The following is a 21,377-nucleotide window of genomic DNA, read 5'->3' as shown; positions in this document are numbered from 1 at the left end:
TCTTTTTATGTTATGTACATTCAAATTCATTTCATAAGGCTAGTCATCATCGACTAGCCTTTCTTCGTAATTTATATGTAACTGACATAATATCTCTCTGTATTCGTCACTTAGTTTTTGATTAAATAACAGACATAATTGTATTGTTGCATTAAATTCACTTTTCTCAATATATGTAGAATAAAACATATAGTGTCCTAACATGTATTGAAACTTTTTCGTAAATTCCAAAGTATTCACAATACAAGGAAGATACAAGATGAGTCCCGCTTTCGTATATTCTATAAACTCTGTTTTACTATTGCTGACAAACTGATATTGGTTATGATTCTTCATGATGGCAATTGCATATTTATAGAGCATACGAACATCATGCGTACTATACATATCACATGCAATTTTATCATGTATATTATTCACAAGATTTATTTGTGCATCGATCATAAAATCATGTGTCTGTTCGTGAAACAAGGATGACCACATATCTGAACCTATTTCATTCGCTAATTTTAATATTTTTGAAGTAAGAAACATATCATCTTTATCAAGATAGATATAACTCTCTACTTTATTTGAAATAGCTACGCCTATTTCACTTAAATAAATGGGAGCTTGAAAAAAGACTAAGTTTTCTAATATAAGGCAATTTAAATAATCTGGAAGTTTATGATTTTTTGTTACTTTACGAATTGCTTCCTCTAATGAATCTTTATCTGGATAACCGTTTTTTGTATCATAACGATTCCACATTTGTGAAAATGTCAGTGTATAGCTTTTTTGTAGTCTGCCATATCCGATTAGACCTTTTTCTTTATTTTTTCCTTTTTCAGTACCCTTCGCCAGAAAAAATAATAAATCACCATTATGAAAATCACTGATTTTTTTGGTATTGCTAGGTTTCCAAAAATTGATGGAATGATTGCCATTCAGTCTATGATATTCTATCATCTTTTTATCTGTAATATAGGCAATGGAAGCCATCGTACAACACCTCTTTCTCTCTTATCTATTTTATCATGTAATCGAAATTGAAACATAGAAAAATCGTGATTTCTCACGATTTCTTTTACATTTTTTTACGACCTTCAATTGCTTTGATTAAAGTGAGTTCATCTGCATAATCTAAATGACCGCCCATAGGAAGTCCATGTGCAATACGTGTGACTGTAACATCATAGCTTTCTAAAAGCTTTGAGAGATATAAAGCAGTCGTTTCTCCTTCTACCGTCGGATTGGTTGCGATAATAATTTCTTTTGTATCTTCTTGAATACGTGTCAATAGGCTTTCAATGTTAATATCTTCAGGTAAAATACCTTTCGCTGTGGATATTACACCATTTAAAACATGATAAACACCTGCATACTCTTTCGTCTTTTCCATGGCAATTACATCCTTAGGACTTTGAACAACACAGATAATATCACGCTGTCTTGTTGTATCCTTGCATATATCACACAAGTCTCCTTCAGCCAGATTTCCGCATACCTCACATTTTTTCAGACCGTCTTTCATATCAGCTAAACTTTGTATAAAGCCATCTAAGGTTTCTTCATCCCACTCTAGTGTTTGAAAAGCATATCGTTCTGCGGTTTTCATTCCTACACCGGGAAGTTTCCGAAAACTTTCTACAAGAGCCTCAAACTTTTTTGGATACATTAAAATCCTCCAGGCATTTTCACTCCGCCTGTTAAAGCATTCATTTTCTGTTCTTTATCTTTTACGGCTTTACTTAATGCATCATTAATAGCTGATTTCAACATTTCTTCTAAATCTTCTTTTCCATCTTTTTCTAATAATGCTTCATCAATACAAATTGTTTCAATTTCCATGCTTCCTTTTACGGTAACTTTAACAACCCCACCACCCATGGTAGAATCGTATGTCTGTTCATTTAAAAGTTCTTCTGCTTTTGCAAGTTCTTTCTGCATCTTTTGTGCCTGTTTTAATAAGCTTTGCATATTCATAATATCTATTCCTCCGTTATAATAATATTTTCTTCACCGAATAAATCCAGTATTGTTTCTTCTTGTGTTTTCTCAACAATCTCTTTTCTTTCTATCTTTACAGTTTCTATCTGTATTGGTTCAGGCAATGTTCCGTTTATCATTCGTTCTTTAAATTCACGAATAATTCTTGTTTGATGTTCTTTGGAAATAGCAAATATTTTTTTATTTTTATGCAGCAGTTCTTGTATAAATGCATTGAATTCATTTTTACTATCTGCCTCATTGATTTCATTTGCTTCTGCCTGATTGTCCACACTAATAACGATGTAGTTACTACCACTACCGACAATCATGCTATTTTTTAATAGATTTGCTGACTTTGCCCATGTTAAATCTAACATATATTCAGCAATTCGATAGAAATCTTTTATGTCTTGCGCCTTTTCTGGTTTATTTGCCCCTGCCAATAGTCCTAAAATAAAATCATCATCTAAAGGTTTAATTGTTTTAGATGTATTAGGAACATCTACTGATGAAATCACCTGAGTATGTAATTCAAGTTCTTGGTTGTCTTCTGTTATGGATACATCCAAATCATATGGTTCATCATCTTCAGGTATTTCAAGTATTTTCTTTTCCTTTTTAGGTTCAAATGTTTCACGTGAAACATTCTTATTCAAATCTTGTTTAATAATAGCTTGTTTACTTTCTGATTTTACTGGCAACACCTGTACTGATTCATTTTTTTGTATTACATCATCATCCAACATTTGCAATAAGCAAACCTCGAAATAAGATCCTACATTCGCTGCACCGCGATATTTATCATATGTTTCCATTAAGAGATGAATCATATCGAAACGTTTCTTGCGACTCAATCTTTCAATCATATGATTGACTTCTTCACCGTTTAATATACGTAATAACCCTATATCTTTAGTATATTCGAAAATAATTGATTCTTTTAGAATTTCAATCAGATCTACTGTCAATCGTTTAATATCTATACCTTTTTCAATCAAAGTGTCTACAATATTTAAAAGATTCACTGCTTCTTTATCGATGATGGCATCAATAATTTCAAGTTTTTCTGTTATTGTGGTAATTCCATATATTTCGTTAATATGATGCACCTTAATATCATTTTGTGCATATGCAATACATTGATCCAGAATTGATAAAGCATCACGCAAACCACCATCTGCTAGTTGTGCAATAATTCTTATTACTTCATCTTCACATGTTAATTGTTCACCCTGTAAGACATCTCGTAAACGATTTTCTATATCATTTCTTGGAATCTTAGTAAAATCGAAACGTTGACATCGTGAGATAATTGTAGGTAAAACTTTATGAGGCTCAGTAGTAGCCAGAATAAAAATAACATGTTCTGGTGGCTCCTCAATCGTTTTTAACAGTGCATTAAAAGCACCAGTGGACATCATGTGAACCTCATCTATGATATACACTTTATATTTTCCTTTTAAAGGTGCATATTTCACTTTTTCAATTAAGGTACGTACTTCTTCAACACCATTATTACTGGCAGCATCTATTTCAATAATATCTGGATGATTTCCTTCTTGTACAGCAATACAATTTTCACACTTTCCACAAGCCTTCGTATGTTCATCTGTACAGTTTATTGTCTTGGCAAATATTTTTGCAATAGAAGTTTTACCAGTACCACGTGGGCCACAAAATAAATAAGCATGTGCTATTTTATTTTGTTCAACAGCATGTTTTAATGTTTGGACAATATGTTTTTGACCGTAAACTTCATCAAAACTATTAGGTCGATAGGTACGATATAAAGCCTTATAAGCCATAATTCACCTGCTCTCTGTCTTATTTATTATATCATAAAGCAATGTTCTCATATAGTAAAAAAGCAAATACTTTTCACCTATTTAGGGCTTGTATTTGCTTTTTTTTGTTTCCTTTTTTGCCTAAAGAATTGTTTCAATAATGCTCCACATTCTTCTTCCAAAATGCCGCCAATAGTTTCGGGATAGTGATTAAAACCGGGTGTCTCATACATTTTCATGCAGCTTTCTATGCATCCACCTTTTGGATCATATGCACCAAACACGACAGTTTTCATACGTGATTGGATAATTGCGCCACTACACATAGGACATGGCTCTAAAGTAACATAAAGAGTACAATCCTCCAAACGCCAACTTCCGATTATATTGCATGCTTTTTCAATTGCTAATATTTCAGCATGTGCAATTGCTGACTGTTTACTTTCTCTTAAATTATGTGCTCTTACTATTATTTTATTATGATAGACAATAACACAGCCAATGGGCACTTCATCGATAGCAAATGCTTTCTCAGCTTCTTTAATTGCTTCAAGCATAAAGTTTTCATGCATGATTATCACCTTCATTTCGGTATAATAAAAGCTACTACACATGATAGAGCTCCCTTAAGGCTGCTTTGTTCCCAATCTGACCTGATTCAGTAGATACCATTGTAGTAGCTTATATATTATAACATATATTCATTTGAATGCAATATCTGTTTTCAATTTATTGTAGTAACAAAGATGAAAAGGAAACATAAAATAGAGGACACCAATATGATAGCTTTTCATACTAAAAAACAATTCATAGAACATGATTTCTTTTTAAAAAAAAGTTGTTTCAATTTTCAGTTTAAATACTTTTTAAAGTAAATATGATTTTTAATAATACACCATATTTAATATAATCATCTGCAACGTTCTTTATCTGAACCGTATCTATCTTCTTTTCTACATAGCTTCTATGTATCAATAATTTTTTATACTTCACTTAATTTATTGGTAATACTCTTTCCAAGATTGTAACACAAGAAAAACATTAACACCTTTCTTTGGTATTTAGATATTTAAATTTAATATTAAAAATCATTTTTCTCATTTTTAAAAATTAGCAAAAAACTACCACAATATTTAAATTCATGTAAAACAATTTTCAAATAATGTTTCACGTGAAACAAAAAAAGTGGTTAAAATGTGAAAATGATGTGCAGTGAGATATACAACTGCCAATCTCTTAGTATTTCAATGCAAATCACAAGCAGTAAAAATATTCTATTTTATTCAAAATAATCCTTTAAATAAAGCTTTTTCTTACTTTTTCAAGCTTTTGAAAATAATGCCTTGAAAATACAAAAAAAGAGGAAATTAAGTGATTTCCTCAATTTTTTATTTCTTCGGTACTAACTTTTCTGTACCACCCATATAAGGCTGTAACACCTTAGGAATATTTACGCTTCCATCCTCATTCAGATTGTTTTCTAAGAAAGCAATCAACATACGAGGAGGAGCAACAACTGTGTTGTTTAACGTATGAGCAAAATATTTTCCATCTTTGCCTTTTACACGAATTCCAAGTCTTCTTGCTTGTGCATCTGTTAGATTAGAACAACTTCCAACTTCAAAGTATTTTTTCTGTCTTGGACTCCAAGCCTCAACATCGACAGACTTGCATTTCAAATCCGCCAAGTCACCTGAACAACATTCCAAAGTTCTAACAGGAATATCTAAGCTTCTAAATAAATCAACAGTATTCGTATAAAGTTTCACAAACCAATCTGCACTTTCCTCTGGTTTACAAACAACGATCATCTCTTGTTTCTCAAATTGGTGAATACGATAAACACCACGTTCTTCAATACCATGTGCTCCCTTTTCTTTTCTAAAGCATGGAGAATAACTTGTATACGTATAAGGCAAATCCTTTTCATCTAAAATTGTATCAATGAACTTACCAATCATAGAATGCTCACTTGTTCCAATCAGATACAAATCTTCGCCTTCAATTTTATACATCATACCTTCCATCTCCGCAAAGCTCATAACTCCAGTTACAACATTGCTGCGAATCATAAAAGGTGGAACCACATAGGTAAAGCCACGCTCAATCATAAAATCTCTTGCATAAGAAATAACAGCAGAATGTAATCTTGCAATATCTCCCATCAAATAATAGAAGCCATTACCTGCAACTTTTCTGGCACTATCTAAATCAATTCCATTAAAACGTTCCATAATTTCCGTATGATAAGGAATTTCAAAAGCCGGTACGATCGGTTCCCCATATTTTTGTAATTCCACATTTTCTGAATCATCTTTTCCAATAGGAACACTAGGATCAATCATGTTAGGAATCTTCATCATGATTTCCTTTATTTCTGCAGCCATCTTCGCTTCTTTTTCTTCAATTTCTTTCATTTCATCTGCCATGGCCTGCACTTTTGCTTTTACTGCATTTGCTTCATCTTTTAAGCCTTTTGCCATCAATCCACCGATTTCCTTGCTCATGGCATTACGCTTTGCGCGCAGATCATCACCACGCTGTTTTAACTGGCGATTCACTTTATCCATTTCGACAACTTTATCAACTAATTCAAGCTTATGTTCCTGAAACTTCTTTTTCATGTTCTCTTTTACAGAATCTACGTTTTCACGTAAAAATTTCATATCTAACATCGCTATATCCTCCTTACAAATAAAAAAGAGGTATTGTCCGAAAGGGACGATACCTCGTGTTGCCACCCTTTTTTAATTCATAGCATCACACTATGAATCCTCTCAAGTGATAACGGTACTACCGGAAGTAACTACTTTATTCACTACTTCACTCCAAGGTTGATTTCATAAAGCTTTGACAATAACTCACACCAGCCGTTATCTCTCTTTGCTCAAAGACTCTATTACTTATCCTTATCGACGTTTTCTTATTTTTTATATCATTCTTTATTCTCGTTGTCAATTGGTTCCACGGCATCTTTCGCAGATTCTTCAGTTTCTACTGCTTTTTCAACTGTTTCTGTCGAAACTTCAGCCGTATCTTCCGCTTCCTCTTCTTTATCAACGATAGCAATCTTCGCTACAGATTCATCTTCTCCAACATTGATTAATTTTACACCCTGTGTATTTCGGCTATAAATACCAATATTTTCAACAGCAATACGGATTATGATACCTGTATTTGTAATGATCATGACATCTTCATCACCATTCACTGCTCTTACAGATACTAAATCACCTGTTTTCTGGGTAATGTTAATTGTCTTAACACCTTTTGCCCCACGAGTTGTTAAACGATATTCTTCAATAGCTGTACGTTTTCCATAGCCATTTTCACTAACGGCTAATAAATGCGTACCATCTCTAGAAGTCGCAACACCTACAACAACGGAACCATCGACATTAAAGCCTTTGACACCACTTGCCGTACGTCCCATAGCACGTATACCATCTTCATGGAAACGAACTGCCTTTCCATTAGAACCGGCAATAATAATTTCATCATCGCCTGTTGTTTCCTTCACACCCATCAATTCATCATCATCACGTAAAGTAATCGCAATCTTACCATTTTGACGAATCGAATCAAATTCACTCATTGGTGTACGTTTTACAAGACCATTCTGTGTCACAAACAACAGATATTCTGATTCACTTTCCGGATTTACCGGTACTAAAGCACGTACCTTTTCTTCTTTATCCAGATTCAATAGATTAACGACTGGAAGACCCTTCGCCGTTCTACCTGCAGAAGGTATTTTATATCCCTTCATACGATAAACCTTACCAAGGTTTGTGAACAACATCAGATAATCATGTGTTGACATGGTTGTTAATAATTCAACGATATCATCCTCATTCACAGACATTCCCTTGACACCACGGCCACCACGATTCTGTGTACGATAGGTATCAATTGGCATACGTTTAATATAACCATTTGTTGTCATTGTGATAACAACATCTTCCACCGGAATTAAATCTTCATCTTCCATGGAATAATCTGCTTCACTGATTTCTGTACGTCGTGGATCACCAAAACGATTTTTTACTTCTGTTAATTCATCTTTAATAATCTGAATAACACGGGAATGATTTGCTAAGATATCTTTTAAATCAGCAATTGTCTTTAACAATTCCTGATATTCATTTTCAATCTTATCACGTTCCAAACCGGTTAATCGACGCAGACGCATTTCTAAGATTGCATTTGCCTGAATTTCGGTTAATTTAAAACGTTCCATCAAACCGCTTCTTGCTTCTGCATCATTTTGACTTTCGCGAATCAAACGAATGATTTCATCAATATGATCCAATGCAATACGCAGACCCTCTAAGATATGCGCACGATCTTCAGCTTTCTTTAAATCAAACTGTGTTCTTCTGACAACAACATCAATCTGATGATCTACATAATGCTGCAGCATTTCTTTAATGCCCATTTGTTTAGGAGCACCATTGACCAATGCCAGCATATTGACACCAAAGGATGTCTGTAAAGATGTCAGACGGAACAATTGATTCATCACTACTTCTACCTGTACATCTTTTCTTAATTCTATGACAATACGAATACCGTCACGATTCGATTCATCATTCAGATAGGTAATACCATCCACCTGTTTTTCACGAACTAAATCAGCAATCTTACTAATTAGATTTGCTTTATTTACCTGATATGGAATTTCTGTGACAACGATACGATTCTTGCCATTGCCCATTTCTTCCACATGATATTTACTTCTTGTGATAATGGAACCTCGTCCGGTTTCATATGCCTGACGAATACCACTTCTACCTAAAATAATACCGCCAGTTGGAAAGTCTGGACCTTTGATATAATTATCCATTAATTCCATGACTGTAATATCCGGATCATCCATAACCGCAAAGGTTGCGTCTATTGTTTCCGTAAGATTATGCGGAGGAATATTGGTTGCCATACCTACCGCAATACCAACAGCACCATTGACGATCAAATTAGGAAAACGTGCCGGCATAACTTTAGGTTCTGTTTCCTCACCATCATAGTTAGGTCCAAAATCTACAGTATTTTTATTAATGTCACGCAGCAATTCCATGGCAATCTTGCTCATTCTCGCCTCGGTATATCGCATAGCTGCAGCACCATCACCATCCATAGAACCAAAGTTACCATGACCTTGTACAAGCATATAACGGTAACTGAAATCCTGTGCCATACGTACCATAGCATCATAAACAGCAGTATCTCCATGTGGATGATACTTACCAATAACTTCACCTACGATACGTGCAGACTTCTTAAAAGGCTTGCTGGCAACAATACCCAACTCATTCATCGCATGCAGAATACGGCGATGTACCGGCTTTAAGCCATCGCGAACATCTGGTAAAGCTCGGTCTACAATAACAGACATGGAGTAATCCAGGAAGGATTTTCGCATCTCTTTTGATATATCAACTTCTTTTAGTTTATCTTTATTCAAATCCATTCAAAAATACACCTCCTGTTAAACATCCAATTCTGCATATACAGCATTTTCCTGTATAAATTCACGTCTAGGTCCAACTTCTTCACCCATCAGCATTTCAAAGACTTTATCTGCTTCCATCGCATCATTGATATTGACTTTCTTCAATGTACGGAAGGCTGGATCCATCGTTGTTTCCCACAACTGTTCCGGATTCATTTCTCCTAAACCTTTATATCGCTGAATACTTACATTTTCACCCATTTCCGCAATGACACGATCACGGCTGGATTCATCATATACGTATTCAATACGCTGTCCTTTTTGAATCTTAAATAATGGAGGCATGGCGATATATACATATCCACCTTCAATAATAGGACGTAAGAAACGATAGAAGAAGGTTAGCATCAGTGTACAAATATGTGCACCATCGACATCGGCATCGGTCATGATAATAATCTTATGATAACGCAATTTCGATATATCCATCTCTTCTCCGATACCGCAGCCAAAGGCAGTAATCATAGAGCGAATTTCATTATTTTCAAAGATTCTATGTAAACGCGCTTTTTCAACGTTTAAGATTTTACCACGCAGTGGCAAGATGGCCTGAAATTTAGAATTTCGTCCTTGTTTTGCACTACCGCCGGCAGAATCACCCTCGACAATATAAATTTCACATTCCGATGCATCACGGCTGGAACAATCCGCCAATTTACCAGGAAGTGAAGATATTTCCAACGCACTCTTACGTCTTGTCAGCTCTCTGGCTTTTTTCGCAGCCATACGTGCTTTGCTAGCTAGGATACATTTATCAATGATGATTTTTGCTGTATCCGGATTTTCTAAGAAGAATTTTTCCAGCTGTTCACCAAGAATACTGGAAACAATTTTACGAACTTCTGAATTACCTAGCTTTGTCTTCGTCTGTCCTTCATATTGTGGATCTGGATGTTTAACGGAAATAATAGCCGTTAAACCTTCACGCACATCATCGCCGGCTAAGGTTTCATCCTTTTTGATCATCCCATTTTCTCTGGCATAAGCATTGACGATTCTGGTTAAAGCTAAGCGGAAACCATCCTCATGTGTTCCACCTTCTGCTGTATTAATGTTGTTACAGAAAGAATAAATATTTGGTACATATCCATCGTTATACTGTAAAGCGATTTCTGCTAAGATACCATCTTCAATACCTTCTACATAAACAACTTCTTCATGCAGTGGACTCTTATTCTGATTCAGATATTCTACATACTGACGAATACCGCCATCATATTTATAAACGATTTCTTTTCTTTCTTCTTCACGTTCATCCGTTAAGATCAACTTAATACTTTTATTTAAGAAGGCCAATTGACGGATTCTGGTATTCAATGTTTCAAAATCATAAACCTGCGTTTCGGTAAAAATCGTTGGATCTGCTTTAAAGCGTACCATAGAACCATGCTTATCTGTCTTACCGATAATCTTTAATGATTCAACTGCTTTACCGCCATTTTCAAAACGCATGAAGTAAATATTGCCATTTTGATATACCGTAACTTCTAGCCATTCACTCAAAGCATTAACAACGCTGGCACCAACACCATGCAAACCACCGGATACCTTATACGCACCACCGCCAAATTTACCGCCGGCATGTAAAATGGTAAATATCGTTTCCACACCGGAAATTCCTGATTTTTCAACGATGCCTGTAGGCATACCTCGACCATTATCTTCGACACGAATGATATTATCTTTTTCAATCGCAATATCAATATCTGTCGCAAAGCCTGCTAAGGCCTCATCAATGGAGTTATCCACAATTTCCCATACAAGATGGTGAAGACCTTTTTCACTGGTGGAACCAATATACATACCAGGTCTTTTCCGTACTGCCTCAAGACCTTCTAACACCTGTATATCATCCGCAGTATAGGAATGATCAACCTTGATGTTTTCCATTTCTTCGATTTCTTTCATCTGATTTTCATCCATAGACATCCTCCTAACATCTCTGTAATGTTCCATTGGCTACTTTCCATAAGGTAACCTTACGCAGTTTTCGTATTTTTTCTGCTTCCGTCGTATCTGTGGTAGAAATGAAGATTTGCACTTCGGCAGGTAACGACGTTAACAGTTTTTCTCTTCGATACACATCCAGTTCGCTGAATACATCATCCAGCAATAATACCGGAAATTCTTGTATGATATCACGTATCATATAAACCATACCTATTTTCAAAGCCAATAAGACACTTCTTTTTTGACCTTGTGATGCATAGGTTGCTAAATCCTTGTCATTGATCATAAAAGTAAAATCTTCTTTATGAATACCAATGATTGTTTGTTTTAGATAGATATCACGAGCAAGATGTTTTGCATATTTTTTTTGCAGAGCTTCTTTCATGACATTTTTATCTTCATCAAAAGGAATACAGCTGTCATAGGAAATATTAAGTAGCGTATCATCCTGTGAGAGTTCTTTATAAAACTTTTGACATTTTTCTAATAGTTCCTTTAAAAAATAATGTCGCTGTTGTATGATCACAACTTCTTCTTCAATCAACTGTGAGGTCAAGACTTCTAAATAAGCCTTATCTACATGTTCTTGTTTCAAATATGCATTACGCTCTTTTAAGAGCTTTAAAGCCACATAAAGCGTACTCACATACTTTTTACTTATCTTACTTAATTCCATGTCCACAAAGCGTCTTCTGACGCGAGGAGAGGCATTAAATAATGACATGTCATCCGGACAAAACATTACGGCATTAAATTCACCGATAAAATCACTTACACGATTTACCGGATTTTGATAAATAAAGAGATTTTTACCTTTTTCATTCACCGTAATTTGAATATCTTCTTTTTTATGCTCTTTTTCAATTTTAGCCCGAATAAAAAAAGCCTCGCTTTTTTCTCTGATCAAATCTTTATCTGTATTTGTCCGATGTGATCTGGTCGTAGAAAGATACAATAATGCTTCCAACAAATTTGTTTTGCCTTGTGCATTCTTTCCTGCCAGCACATGAATGCCATCAGAAAAAACAGCTTGTAAATCCTCATAATTGCGAAAATCATGCAGTCTGATTTCAGAAACTCTCATGACAATGTTATGATTGTTCCTTCAATGTTGATGACATCACCGGGATAAAGCTTTCTGCCACGGCGATTTTCTTTCTCTTTATTTACATAAATTGAAAGCTCTTTTACGGCAAATTTAGCTTCTCCGCCGCTTTGAATAAAGTCTGCCATCTTTAACAACTGGCCCAGAGTAACATACTCGCTGCTTAACTTGATATTCATTCTAAAACCACTCTCACATTCTTATATATTATATCATATTTTAAGGCTTTTTTGTTGGTTTTTTATAAGGTTTGCTATCTTTTTTCAGAAAGTACCATAAGTATTTTTATATATGCAATTTTAGTAAAAATAATAGCGAAAATACATTTTAAATATGACAGGATGATGTCAAGATACCTTGTTTATAATGAGGGTACAAAGAAAGGATGATGAAGATGGAACAAGCCATTTGTCAGAGCTGTGGCATGCCGTTATCTGAAGATGTTTTAGGAAGTAATGCCGATGGTTCAAAGAACGAGGAATACTGCATGTATTGTATGAAAGAAGGAAACTTTACAGCCGATTGTACGATGGAAGAAATGATTGATTTCTGTGTAAAACCAATGATGGAAGAGATGCCTGAAAAAAGTGAAACTGAAATAAGAAATATGATTGCTTCCTATATGCCTCTTTTAAAACGTTGGAAAAAGTAAAAGCATTGCTGTTTGCTTATAACCTAAAAAAGCTGATGATCAGCTTTTTTTCATACTTCTGTTAAATTCAGAAAGTGACAAAATTCTTTATCTTTATACAAAGATTCATAAGAGCCTAACTTATAAATTTGTCCTTTTTTCATCCAAATTATTTCATCATAACAAGGTAATAAATCAGGATACACATGATGAGCCACTTCAATCAAGATAGCAACATCAAGTGTAAGCAATAAGCTTTCTATTTGGTGTCCCATGATGCCATCCAATGAGGAACAAGCCTCATCTACAAGTAATACCTTGGATGGATGTAACAAAGCTCTGGCAATCGCAATTCTTTGTTTTTCCCCGCCTCTGAAATGAACTTTATCTTCGATTATTTGATCATGAAGCCGTTTGATGAGATGTGATAAGCCTACTTTTTTCATTATTGTAATTACTTCATCTTCACGAATATCGGTTTGATAAAGCGTCAAATTTTGTAAAAGCGTGGCTTCAAAAAGAAAATGATCTTGCGTAATAATATGCATATTTTCATATACATTTGCTATTTGTGATACCTCATATTCTCCATTTATTTTTATACTACCTTTATCAGGTGCATCATAGCGCAACAGCATTTTTAAAATACTGCTTTTCCCACTTCCGCTCTCCCCAATCAATAAATATTTTTTACCTGTTTTAAATGTTAAATTGATGTCTTGTAAGATTTTATGATGCCGACTGCTATAAAAAACTGATTGTAATGTAATTGATCTTACATCATCAATTTTATTCGTATGATCAATCATCGGTAAATCAATCGTATGCAATACTTCCTTCATTACTTTTAGACCAGATTGCCATAAGGATGATCTAGTGAAAAAGTCTTGTAAAGGTGAGGCTACATTATTATTAAGCTGACTGATTCCCATTAAGGTACCTAAATGAAACGCACCATGAAGCACTAAATAAGCACCAATAAACCAAGGTACACATACAGTAACATAGTTTAATAAAAAAATGATCGTATCAGATAAACAAAGGACTGTCTGTAGCTGATATTTACAAGTTTCCTGTTTTTTATTCATATCAGAAAATTGTGTATGAATGGCTTCTTCCATTCCATAGAACTTCACCGTATCTGCACCTTTGATGATGTTTTTCATGTAGCTTAGGAAAATGGTATTCATATGAAGTGATTTTTCGGTTCTTGTCATGATTTTCTTGCGCGTTAAGAAAGGAACACAGATGTTCATCAGAGTCATAAGTAGAATGACGCATCCCATCATCATATTCAGATAAAAAATACCAAAAACAGCTCCTAAAAATAACAGAATATCATATAACATAGCCTGTAGAGAATCAAAAAACTTTGTTTGTATTTCCGTCATACATGAAGATAAATATGTTAAATACGTACTGTCAGGAACTTCATGGAATATGGCAATTTGTTTATTGAAAATAGCTTTCATCAAGATAGCTTTCATATATTGAAAGGTTTCTTTTTGATATTTGGCATAAAGTATCTGACGTAGATATTTACAAACACACATACCGCTAATTACCATGCATGTATAGATAATTTGTATTTGTAAATCATCAAGCTTCATTGCTGTAATAGCATCTATTAAATTTTGAAAAACTAAGGCAAATAATATTTGTAAAAAAACAAGTAACAAACAAAAAAATATCCATAAACCTACATATAATTTTTTATGCAATAAAATCGTTAGAAGTATATTTCGATAAAATTGCTTTTCTTTTTTCATAGTATCACCGCCGTTTTTAAGATACGATAGAGATACTAGTATGTAAATAAGTCGCTGTTAGCTAATAGAGAATCATAGCTTCGATATGAAATACGCCTGTTCATAATCAGAATGCTGTTCATGATATTGCATGACGATCGTTTTTAAAAACTTTTTTGTCTGAAAATCATATTCATTCTGTATCCAATCCATCATCTGTTTCATGTCTTTACTTACATCCTCACCTTTTATTTGATGTGCACAATAAGAAAACATGAGCTGTAAGATTGGATCTGTGATTGTCTTCATATTAATAAAAGATTCTTTACTTTTTTCTATATCATGAAGACAAAGATAAGCAAATGCCTGGTAAAAACTAAGGTAGGCAGAATGATAACCTGCCGTTTTGGCTTGTTTTGCGTACAGTAAAAGTGAGGGATAATCTTGCTGTTCCAAGGCGATAGCACATTTATTATTTAATATATGCAAACATAGTTTATCATCCTGTTCACATTTTTTTAAAATTGTATCTAATAGTGAAATAGCATCATCATACTGATGTAATAGGGATACTATATTGGCTTTTGTCACTAAATTATAATACATACGTTTTAAATATAAGCCTTTTTTTAGATATTCATCCGCTTTTTCACAATATACAAGGCTATGATAGATATCACCCAAACGTAGATTAAGTTCTGCTAAACGAAAATACAGCCATGCATCGATTGCCTGATATTTCGTAAATTTATAGTTTTGAATTATTTTATTATATTCTTTTTGCGCTTCTTTCCATGATTTATTTTTCTCTAAGTTATAGGCATAACATACGGATAAAAGATGCTGTTCTTCTATATCTAAAATACAGATAAAATTTTTCATAAATACTTCATCAAAGAAAAACGTCTTATGATCTTCAAAAAGATAGGTTAATGTATATGCCAAAATGTACTGATGAAATACCGAAGTTTCCATATAAATATCCATGTTATCTTCAATATCAGTATATACTTCATGAAGAAACGACATATCAAATTCTAAAATGGCTTGTAGTATAGTAACAATATCAAACTTGCACACATGATTTTCATAAGTTTTCCTGATCAATAAAGAGTTCATGAAATATTTTCTTTTTTGTATATTCCGCAACATCCTTTTTACCATGTTCAATATCACTTAGAAAAGATGGGGTAATTCCAATCATATCCGCAAAATAGTTCAAAGACAGGTTTTGTTTCTTACGATGATAACGAAGAAAGAAACCAAAGCATTTACTATCATGATGGGATGTATATTCTGTTTCAAGAAAACTCATGCGATTACCTCCTTCTATAAAAAGAAAGAAGTGATCAAATGTACAACCACTTCTATCTAAATTGTTATTTATGCGTAAGTTCTTACCGGTAATACTAACTGTAAGACAGAATCATCATCAACGGATTGGATGATAAAAGGCTTCATTTCTCCACACAGACTGAATTTTACCAAAGAGCCGCTTAATGCTTTGATTGCATCAAATACGTAACGTCCGTTGCAGCTGATTTCAAGAGCGTTTCCACTAAAACTTGCACTGCTTAAGACTTCTGTAGAGGAACCTACTTCAACAGATTTACTGGATAATACACATTCCTGCTCACTTAAATTAAATTTAATAACGGATACACCATCATTTTTAATAAAGCTTGCACGGTCAATGGCATTTAATAAATCATGAGCGTCAATTGTTAATTCATAATCAAACTGTAAAGGTATCAAACGGCTTGTTTCCGGATAAACACCATCAATCAGACGAGTCTGTACAATGGTATCATGAATGATAAATTGTGCTTTCTTATCATTGACAGCAATTTCAACATCGCCTTCCCCTTCTAAAGTTTTTACAACTTCTTGAAGAGATTTTGCCGGAATCGTTATATTAAAGTTTAAAGATTCTTCTATTTCTACTGTCTTTTTAGCTAAACGATAAGAATCGGTAGCAACACAATGTAATTGATGTTCTTTACATTGGAAGTTAACACCTGTTAATACTGGACGTGTTTCTTTATCACTGGTCGCAAAACTAGTTTGTAATATAATTTTCTTTAAAATATCTTCACTTACATTAAAACATTCGTTTGGTTTAGAAAAATCAATCGCAGGATATTCAGAAGCTCTCATACCATTGATTCTGAATTCTGCGGTATTGCCGGAAATCTTTGTTAATGATCCATCTAACATTTCAAATTCAATTTCATCAGCATCTATCTTACGTACAATCTCTAAAATATATTTTGCTTCAATGACAATAGATCCCATATCGTGAATTTCTAAGACACAATGTTCACTCTTTTTTAATTTTGTTTGAATGGAAATGTCAGAATCGCTACCTGTTAAAATTAAGCAATCCATGGTAGCTTCAATTTTCACACCAGAGAAAGCTGGTAAAGGTGAAAAGGTTGAGATAGCTCTGGCAGCTACGGATAATGCGTTATAAAATTCTTTTTTGCTTACTTTGAAGTACATGAGTGGAGCTCCCTTCTTTATCTTTTATTTATAATGAAATAATAATAAGTATGTGGAAACTGTGGAAAACTTCAGTATATCCCATAACATACGTTTATTTTAACATATTTTTGCTGTGGATGAAACGTTGAAAGATGTTGATAACTTTTTTATTTTATCCCCAGCTTGTTTTCAATCTGTAATAATGCCTGCTGAAAGGTTTCTTTTTCCTTTAACAATTTTACCATTTTTTCATAACTAGCCATTATTGTAGAATGATCGCGGTTACCAAATTCAAAGCCTATTTTCACAAATGGCATTTCTAAATGTTTACGACATAGATATACGGCTATATGTCTGGCATTGGCGATATTTTTGGTTCTTGATTTGGATTCTATCTGCGTTCTTGTTAATCCATAATATTCACAAACCGCTTTTTTTATTTTCTTAGGTGTTAATTCATCATCCACTGCAATGACGGGATTTTCTTTAAATATTTCCTGCGTAAATGCTAAATCAATTTTTTCCGGATTATATAATATTGCTTTAAAGAAAAGTTCATTTAAAGATCCTTCAAGTTTTCTTACATCACTGGAAAACCGTGTTGCTAAATAATCAAGAACTTCATCTTCAATCATGATTTCTTCTTTTCGTCCTTCCATCTTTTTTTGCAAGATAGCTTTGGCTGTTTCGAATTCCGGAGAACCTACGGAAACAGAAAGACCGCTGGAAAAGCGTGAAATCAGACGATTTTCGATACCTTTTAATTCAGTAGGATGAATATCACTGGTAATAACAATTTGTTTATTATCACTAACCAATTTATTGTAAAGGTTAAAGAAGATTTCTTGTGAAGTACTTTGTTTCAATCGTTGAATATCATCAATTAGCAGATAATCAACAGAACAAATCATTTCTTTGACCTCTTCTACTGTTTTATTTTTCATAGATTCAATCAGTAAAGTGACAAAATCTTCACTATATATGTAAAGAACTTTTTCATCAGGTTTATTTTCTTTTACAAAATTACCGATGGCATGTAATAAATGGGTTTTTCCTAATCCCGAGTTACCAAAGATAAATAATGGGTTATTAAACTTACCGGGATAATGACAGGCGGACATGGCAGCCGCATAGGCTTCACGGTTATTCTTGCCGACAACAAAGCTGTCAAAGGTATATTCTTTTTTTATTTTATCCTCAAACATGATTTCATTTCTTCTTCTCACCGCTGAGGATGGTTGTAACAAATCGACTTCATTTCTTAATAATATTTGACAGGATACTGGCTGATCCAAAACCTGAGATAATTTTTCCTGAATCAGATCAATGGATTCCATCATTATTTGTTTATTAATTTTAAATGGAACAATGATGGTTGCCAATTCACCATCTATATCATATAACGATGAATCCTCTTTAAACCATGCATTAAAAACAGCATCATCAAAATGCGCATTTTCATTTATGAGGGTCAATGTTTTTTGCCAGATCTGATCCAGCTGTATACTAGCAAACTTTGACATAAGCAACTCCTTTTTTCGGTAGTCATATTTTACTATAAATGGTGGAAAAAAACTATGCGTATTATGAAAATATCAAATTTTCCACAGGAAAAGTAAGTATTTCATCGATAAATAAAGGATAAAAAAAGTTTTCCACACTTATCAACGTGGAAAGCCTGTGGATTTTTTAATGTGGATAAGTAAAAATGGTGGAAAAGTTGATAAGTACTAGTATAAGAAATAGCTTTCCCATAGCTTTTTATATTAAAATAAACTGATAATTAAAGGCTAAATGAATGTTTTCCACGTTTTCCACAATAGGTGGAAAACCTAGCTTAAATTTACTGTGGAAAGCTTGTGGATAAATAAGAATATTAGAAATTTTAGCTAGAATTCCCCTTTTTTCTTTTCAATAGGAGTAAAACTTAGAAGTTTTCCACTTTCTTTTATAGAAGAGGATTAGAATTGTTGAAAACTTTTCTGATTATGAAAACATAGTACCTATATAAACATAAAAATTTTGTTGAAATCTTGAAAGAACAAGATCACTTTTTATTTTCTGAAAAGAACTATGGGAAAATGTTTTAATCTTCGTTATAATAGATACGATATATAAATTAATAAGAAAGCAGGTTTTTTATGAATACAATAGGAAATATAGTAAAAGAAAAATTACAGAATTATGAAGAAAAGCTAAAGGCCAGCAATCGTCGTAGTTTATCTAGAATATGCAATTGTACAGAAGGAGCTTTTTTATTGGCCATGACAATCTATGTGGTTGGCAATATGAATGCTTGGACAATTTTAATGTTGGCAATCTGTGTCTTTTTAATATTTAGAATCATACATATCTATATAACGATAACAAGCTCATTGGATATTAGATTATTATATTTTGGAATGATTTTTTGTGAAATTGTGCTTTCCGGAATAGGTTTCTTTTATACACCAATCCTTCTATTTTTAGGTTTGATATTCGCTATGTTAATCGGATTTCCTTTTTTATTCCATAAACTTTCTTTATTGAAAAACTAAAAAAAGAAATACGAATTTTCATTTATTTTAAACTTTTATTGACTTTGATAATGAATTTATGTATAATTTCTTAGCAATGCTCAATTTGTATAAAGAAAAAAGAAGTGGAGGTGGCTCTTGTGAAAAGAACATATCAACCGAGCAAAAGAAAACACCAGAAAACTCATGGATTCAGAGCCAGAATGGCTACTGTTGGAGGACGTAAGGTTTTAGCACGTCGTCGTAGTAAAGGTAGAAAAGTGTTGTCAGCTTAAAAAATCACCTTCGGGTGATTTTTTTGTAGTAAGGTCTGAAAAGGAGCAACGATATGAAAAAAGAATTTCGTGTAAAAGATACGCGAGAGTTTGCGGAAATCATGAATTATAAGAAGTTCTATACATGTCCTTCCTTTGTTATTTATGTAAAACCTAGAAAAGAAGATCATGCGCGTGTAGGAATTTCCGTTGGAAAAAAGATGGGAAAAGCTGTTATACGTAATAAAATTAAGCGGCAAGTACGCAGCATGGTACAAGATATTTATACATTTGATGAGAATTTTGATACGATTATTCTTGTTCGAGTGAAATATCATGAAGAAAATTATATAAACAACAAAAAACTCTTGGAAAGATTGATTAAAAAAGTTAAAATATAAAGGTAGGCAACTTTAGCGAGGAGAAATGAAATGAAAGATTTTTTTAAACAAAAAAAGAAATTGCTTCTTGTTGTAATGCTGATGGTGGTAACGCTCACAGGATGTAGCGTACCGCGTGGTCAGAATGGTAAGACTTATGTGGACTCCATTATTACAATTAAAGAAGAAACCGTAGCAAGGAAGAATGTAGATTTTGAAAAGGGATCAAAAGCAGAAAAGCTGTATAAAGACTTAAAACCGGATGAAAGAATTACCATCAAGCCAACAACTTTCTCAGATGCGATGGATGAAGGTTGGTTCCATGGTATTATCGTATATCCAATTGCACAGCTGATCAACTGGGTAGCAAACTTTACGGATGCCGGTATTGGTATCATCGCAGCAACCTTTTTGATTCAGTTATTAATTTTCCTGTTTTCTATTAAATCACAGGTCGCAAATCAGCGCATGCAGGCATTACAGCCAGAAATGCAAAAAATCCAGGCAAAGTATGCCGGTCGTACAGATGATCGTTCCAAAATGGCGCAAGCACAGGAAATGCAGGCTTTATATTCTAAATATAAAATTAATCCATTTGGAACTTTATTAATCACTTTTATTCAGTTCCCTGTTATTTTGGGTATGTATCAGGCAACAATGCGTGCTTACAGTGTAGTAACTGGTAGTTTTGCCGGTATCAATCTTGCAAAAACACCAATTGAAGGTTTAAAAGAAGGACAGATTGCTTTTGGCGTTATCTTCATCTTGATGGTTCTGTTCCAACTTCTTTCCTTTAAAATGCCACAATGGTTACAGGAACATCGAAAAAAGAAACAACATGTAAAAGAAAAGAAATATGCAGAACCTAAGAAACAGCCGGGTATGATGGGCTCAATGAATATGATGATGTATATGAGTACAGCAATGATTGCCATATTCGCTATCAACTGGCCATTAGGTATGTCATTCTACTGGTTGGTAAATTCCATTGTCAGAGTAGGACAGAACTTATTGATTCATAAATGCTTTATCAAAGATTAGG

General features: G+C 33.6%; 20 protein-coding genes, 1 other RNA gene and 1 other annotated feature. Of the genes, 5 read left to right on the top strand and 16 right to left on the bottom strand.

What is annotated here, in order from left to right:
- Positions 1-39: 39 nt before the first annotated feature.
- From ACESSZ_RS07230 to yaaA, 11 genes are all read right to left on the bottom strand, one after another.
- Complete coding sequence (locus tag ACESSZ_RS07230; protein ID WP_008690223.1) at positions 40-981, bottom strand: hypothetical protein; 942 nt, start codon at positions 979-981, stop codon at positions 40-42.
- Positions 982-1,066: 85 nt separating this feature from the next.
- Positions 1,067-1,657, bottom strand: a complete 591-nt coding sequence (recR, locus tag ACESSZ_RS07225; protein ID WP_008690224.1) for a recombination mediator RecR — start codon at positions 1,655-1,657, stop codon at positions 1,067-1,069.
- Positions 1,657-1,965, bottom strand: a complete 309-nt coding sequence (locus tag ACESSZ_RS07220; RefSeq protein WP_008690225.1) for a YbaB/EbfC family nucleoid-associated protein — start codon at positions 1,963-1,965, stop codon at positions 1,657-1,659. Before ACESSZ_RS07220 ends, recR begins: the two co-directional genes overlap by 1 nt.
- Before the next feature lie 5 nt (positions 1,966-1,970).
- Complete coding sequence (gene dnaX, locus ACESSZ_RS07215; protein ID WP_008690226.1) at positions 1,971-3,776, bottom strand: DNA polymerase III subunit gamma/tau; 1,806 nt, start codon at positions 3,774-3,776, stop codon at positions 1,971-1,973.
- A gap of 77 nt (positions 3,777-3,853) precedes the next feature.
- Complete coding sequence (gene tadA, locus ACESSZ_RS07210) at positions 3,854-4,327, bottom strand: tRNA adenosine(34) deaminase TadA (RefSeq protein ID WP_017144729.1); 474 nt, start codon at positions 4,325-4,327, stop codon at positions 3,854-3,856.
- A 20-nt stretch (positions 4,328-4,347) separates the two neighbouring features.
- An RNA gene (gene ffs / locus ACESSZ_RS07205) (signal recognition particle sRNA small type) lies at positions 4,348-4,443 on the bottom strand.
- Between the two features lie 700 nt (positions 4,444-5,143).
- Positions 5,144-6,430 carry a serine--tRNA ligase gene (gene serS, locus ACESSZ_RS07200; protein WP_008690228.1) on the bottom strand — a complete coding sequence of 429 codons (1,287 nt, stop codon included), beginning with the start codon at positions 6,428-6,430 and terminating at the stop codon, positions 5,144-5,146.
- 39 nt (positions 6,431-6,469) lie between these two features.
- Positions 6,470-6,680, bottom strand: a binding site (T-box leader).
- 10 nt (positions 6,681-6,690) lie between these two features.
- The gene (gene gyrA / locus ACESSZ_RS07195; protein ID WP_008690229.1) at positions 6,691-9,225 is read right to left on the bottom strand and encodes a DNA gyrase subunit A; all 2,535 of its coding nucleotides are present in this window, start codon (positions 9,223-9,225) and stop codon (positions 6,691-6,693) included.
- A gap of 18 nt (positions 9,226-9,243) precedes the next feature.
- Positions 9,244-11,190: a DNA topoisomerase (ATP-hydrolyzing) subunit B gene (gene gyrB / locus ACESSZ_RS07190; protein ID WP_008690230.1), complete on the bottom strand. Its 1,947-nt coding sequence runs from the start codon at positions 11,188-11,190 to the stop codon at positions 9,244-9,246.
- A gap of 10 nt (positions 11,191-11,200) precedes the next feature.
- Positions 11,201-12,301 carry a DNA replication/repair protein RecF gene (gene recF / locus ACESSZ_RS07185; protein WP_008690232.1) on the bottom strand — a complete coding sequence of 367 codons (1,101 nt, stop codon included), beginning with the start codon at positions 12,299-12,301 and terminating at the stop codon, positions 11,201-11,203.
- Complete coding sequence (gene yaaA / locus ACESSZ_RS07180; RefSeq protein ID WP_008690234.1) at positions 12,298-12,501, bottom strand: S4 domain-containing protein YaaA; 204 nt, start codon at positions 12,499-12,501, stop codon at positions 12,298-12,300. The genes recF and yaaA overlap by 4 nt, the downstream gene beginning before the upstream one ends.
- A 215-nt stretch (positions 12,502-12,716) precedes the next feature.
- Between yaaA and ACESSZ_RS07175 the strand changes: the two genes are divergently transcribed.
- A complete protein-coding gene (locus ACESSZ_RS07175) occupies positions 12,717-12,974 on the top strand; it encodes a zinc ribbon domain-containing protein (RefSeq protein WP_117547800.1) in 258 nt (85 codons plus the stop codon).
- A gap of 50 nt (positions 12,975-13,024) precedes the next feature.
- Here ACESSZ_RS07175 and ACESSZ_RS07170 read toward each other — a convergent pair whose 3' ends face one another.
- The 5 genes from ACESSZ_RS07170 to dnaA all read right to left on the bottom strand — a co-directional run bounded on the left by ACESSZ_RS07170 (position 13,025) and on the right by dnaA (position 18,708).
- Positions 13,025-14,722, bottom strand: coding sequence for an ATP-binding cassette domain-containing protein (locus ACESSZ_RS07170; protein WP_008690237.1), 1,698 nt, complete (start codon positions 14,720-14,722; stop codon positions 13,025-13,027).
- A 72-nt stretch (positions 14,723-14,794) separates the two neighbouring features.
- A complete protein-coding gene (locus ACESSZ_RS07165) occupies positions 14,795-15,820 on the bottom strand; it encodes a tetratricopeptide repeat protein (protein ID WP_008690238.1) in 1,026 nt (341 codons plus the stop codon).
- Complete coding sequence (locus ACESSZ_RS07160) at positions 15,789-16,016, bottom strand: helix-turn-helix domain-containing protein (RefSeq protein ID WP_008690239.1); 228 nt, start codon at positions 16,014-16,016, stop codon at positions 15,789-15,791. The genes ACESSZ_RS07165 and ACESSZ_RS07160 overlap by 32 nt, the downstream gene beginning before the upstream one ends.
- A gap of 68 nt (positions 16,017-16,084) precedes the next feature.
- Positions 16,085-17,203 (bottom strand): DNA polymerase III subunit beta, encoded by a 1,119-nt coding sequence (gene dnaN, locus ACESSZ_RS07155; RefSeq protein WP_008690240.1) that lies wholly within the window; start codon positions 17,201-17,203, stop codon positions 16,085-16,087.
- Positions 17,204-17,352: 149 nt separating this feature from the next.
- Positions 17,353-18,708 carry a chromosomal replication initiator protein DnaA gene (gene dnaA / locus ACESSZ_RS07150; protein ID WP_008690241.1) on the bottom strand — a complete coding sequence of 452 codons (1,356 nt, stop codon included), beginning with the start codon at positions 18,706-18,708 and terminating at the stop codon, positions 17,353-17,355.
- A 618-nt stretch (positions 18,709-19,326) separates the two neighbouring features.
- Between dnaA and ACESSZ_RS07145 the strand changes: the two genes are divergently transcribed.
- The 4 genes from ACESSZ_RS07145 (at position 19,327) to ACESSZ_RS07130 (ending at position 21,376) form a co-directional block, all read left to right on the top strand.
- Positions 19,327-19,722, top strand: coding sequence for a hypothetical protein (locus tag ACESSZ_RS07145; protein ID WP_008690242.1), 396 nt, complete (start codon positions 19,327-19,329; stop codon positions 19,720-19,722).
- A gap of 119 nt (positions 19,723-19,841) precedes the next feature.
- Positions 19,842-19,976, top strand: a complete 135-nt coding sequence (gene rpmH / locus ACESSZ_RS07140) for a 50S ribosomal protein L34 (RefSeq protein ID WP_008977969.1) — start codon at positions 19,842-19,844, stop codon at positions 19,974-19,976.
- A 53-nt stretch (positions 19,977-20,029) separates the two neighbouring features.
- A complete protein-coding gene (gene rnpA / locus ACESSZ_RS07135) occupies positions 20,030-20,356 on the top strand; it encodes a ribonuclease P protein component (protein ID WP_008690243.1) in 327 nt (108 codons plus the stop codon).
- A gap of 30 nt (positions 20,357-20,386) precedes the next feature.
- The gene (locus ACESSZ_RS07130) at positions 20,387-21,376 is read left to right on the top strand and encodes a YidC/Oxa1 family membrane protein insertase (protein WP_008690246.1); all 990 of its coding nucleotides are present in this window, start codon (positions 20,387-20,389) and stop codon (positions 21,374-21,376) included.
- Position 21,377: the final 1 nt, after the last annotated feature.

It is taken from the genome of Eubacterium sp. 3_1_31 (assembly GCF_964249515.1).
Lineage (GTDB): Bacteria > Bacillota_I > Bacilli_A > Erysipelotrichales > Erysipelotrichaceae > Longicatena > Longicatena caecimuris.
The sequence above is the reverse complement of the archived record's forward strand: the minus strand, read 5'-3'. Positions and strand labels throughout refer to the sequence as shown.

What these genes read in the sequence shown, in the direction of transcription:
- dnaA (WP_008690241.1), bottom strand. Translation starts at nt 18,708, where the DNA reads ATGTCAAAGTTTGCTAGTATACAGCTGGATCAGATCTGGCAAAAAACA.
- ACESSZ_RS07130 (WP_008690246.1), top strand. Translation starts at nt 20,387, where the DNA reads ATGAAAGATTTTTTTAAACAAAAAAAGAAATTGCTTCTTGTTGTAATG.
- ACESSZ_RS07160 (WP_008690239.1), bottom strand. Translation starts at nt 16,016, where the DNA reads ATGAGTTTTCTTGAAACAGAATATACATCCCATCATGATAGTAAATGC.
- recF (WP_008690232.1), bottom strand. Translation starts at nt 12,301, where the DNA reads ATGAGAGTTTCTGAAATCAGACTGCATGATTTTCGCAATTATGAGGAT.
- gyrB (WP_008690230.1), bottom strand. Translation starts at nt 11,190, where the DNA reads ATGGATGAAAATCAGATGAAAGAAATCGAAGAAATGGAAAACATCAAG.
- ACESSZ_RS07220 (WP_008690225.1), bottom strand. Translation starts at nt 1,965, where the DNA reads ATGAATATGCAAAGCTTATTAAAACAGGCACAAAAGATGCAGAAAGAA.
- ACESSZ_RS07165 (WP_008690238.1), bottom strand. Translation starts at nt 15,820, where the DNA reads ATGAACTCTTTATTGATCAGGAAAACTTATGAAAATCATGTGTGCAAG.
- ACESSZ_RS07170 (WP_008690237.1), bottom strand. Translation starts at nt 14,722, where the DNA reads ATGAAAAAAGAAAAGCAATTTTATCGAAATATACTTCTAACGATTTTA.
- yaaA (WP_008690234.1), bottom strand. Translation starts at nt 12,501, where the DNA reads ATGAATATCAAGTTAAGCAGCGAGTATGTTACTCTGGGCCAGTTGTTA.
- ACESSZ_RS07175 (WP_117547800.1), top strand. Translation starts at nt 12,717, where the DNA reads ATGGAACAAGCCATTTGTCAGAGCTGTGGCATGCCGTTATCTGAAGAT.
- dnaN (WP_008690240.1), bottom strand. Translation starts at nt 17,203, where the DNA reads ATGTACTTCAAAGTAAGCAAAAAAGAATTTTATAACGCATTATCCGTA.
- recR (WP_008690224.1), bottom strand. Translation starts at nt 1,657, where the DNA reads ATGTATCCAAAAAAGTTTGAGGCTCTTGTAGAAAGTTTTCGGAAACTT.
- tadA (WP_017144729.1), bottom strand. Translation starts at nt 4,327, where the DNA reads ATGCATGAAAACTTTATGCTTGAAGCAATTAAAGAAGCTGAGAAAGCA.
- gyrA (WP_008690229.1), bottom strand. Translation starts at nt 9,225, where the DNA reads ATGGATTTGAATAAAGATAAACTAAAAGAAGTTGATATATCAAAAGAG.
- rnpA (WP_008690243.1), top strand. Translation starts at nt 20,030, where the DNA reads ATGAAAAAAGAATTTCGTGTAAAAGATACGCGAGAGTTTGCGGAAATC.
- serS (WP_008690228.1), bottom strand. Translation starts at nt 6,430, where the DNA reads ATGTTAGATATGAAATTTTTACGTGAAAACGTAGATTCTGTAAAAGAG.
- ACESSZ_RS07230 (WP_008690223.1), bottom strand. Translation starts at nt 981, where the DNA reads ATGGCTTCCATTGCCTATATTACAGATAAAAAGATGATAGAATATCAT.
- ACESSZ_RS07145 (WP_008690242.1), top strand. Translation starts at nt 19,327, where the DNA reads ATGAATACAATAGGAAATATAGTAAAAGAAAAATTACAGAATTATGAA.
- dnaX (WP_008690226.1), bottom strand. Translation starts at nt 3,776, where the DNA reads ATGGCTTATAAGGCTTTATATCGTACCTATCGACCTAATAGTTTTGAT.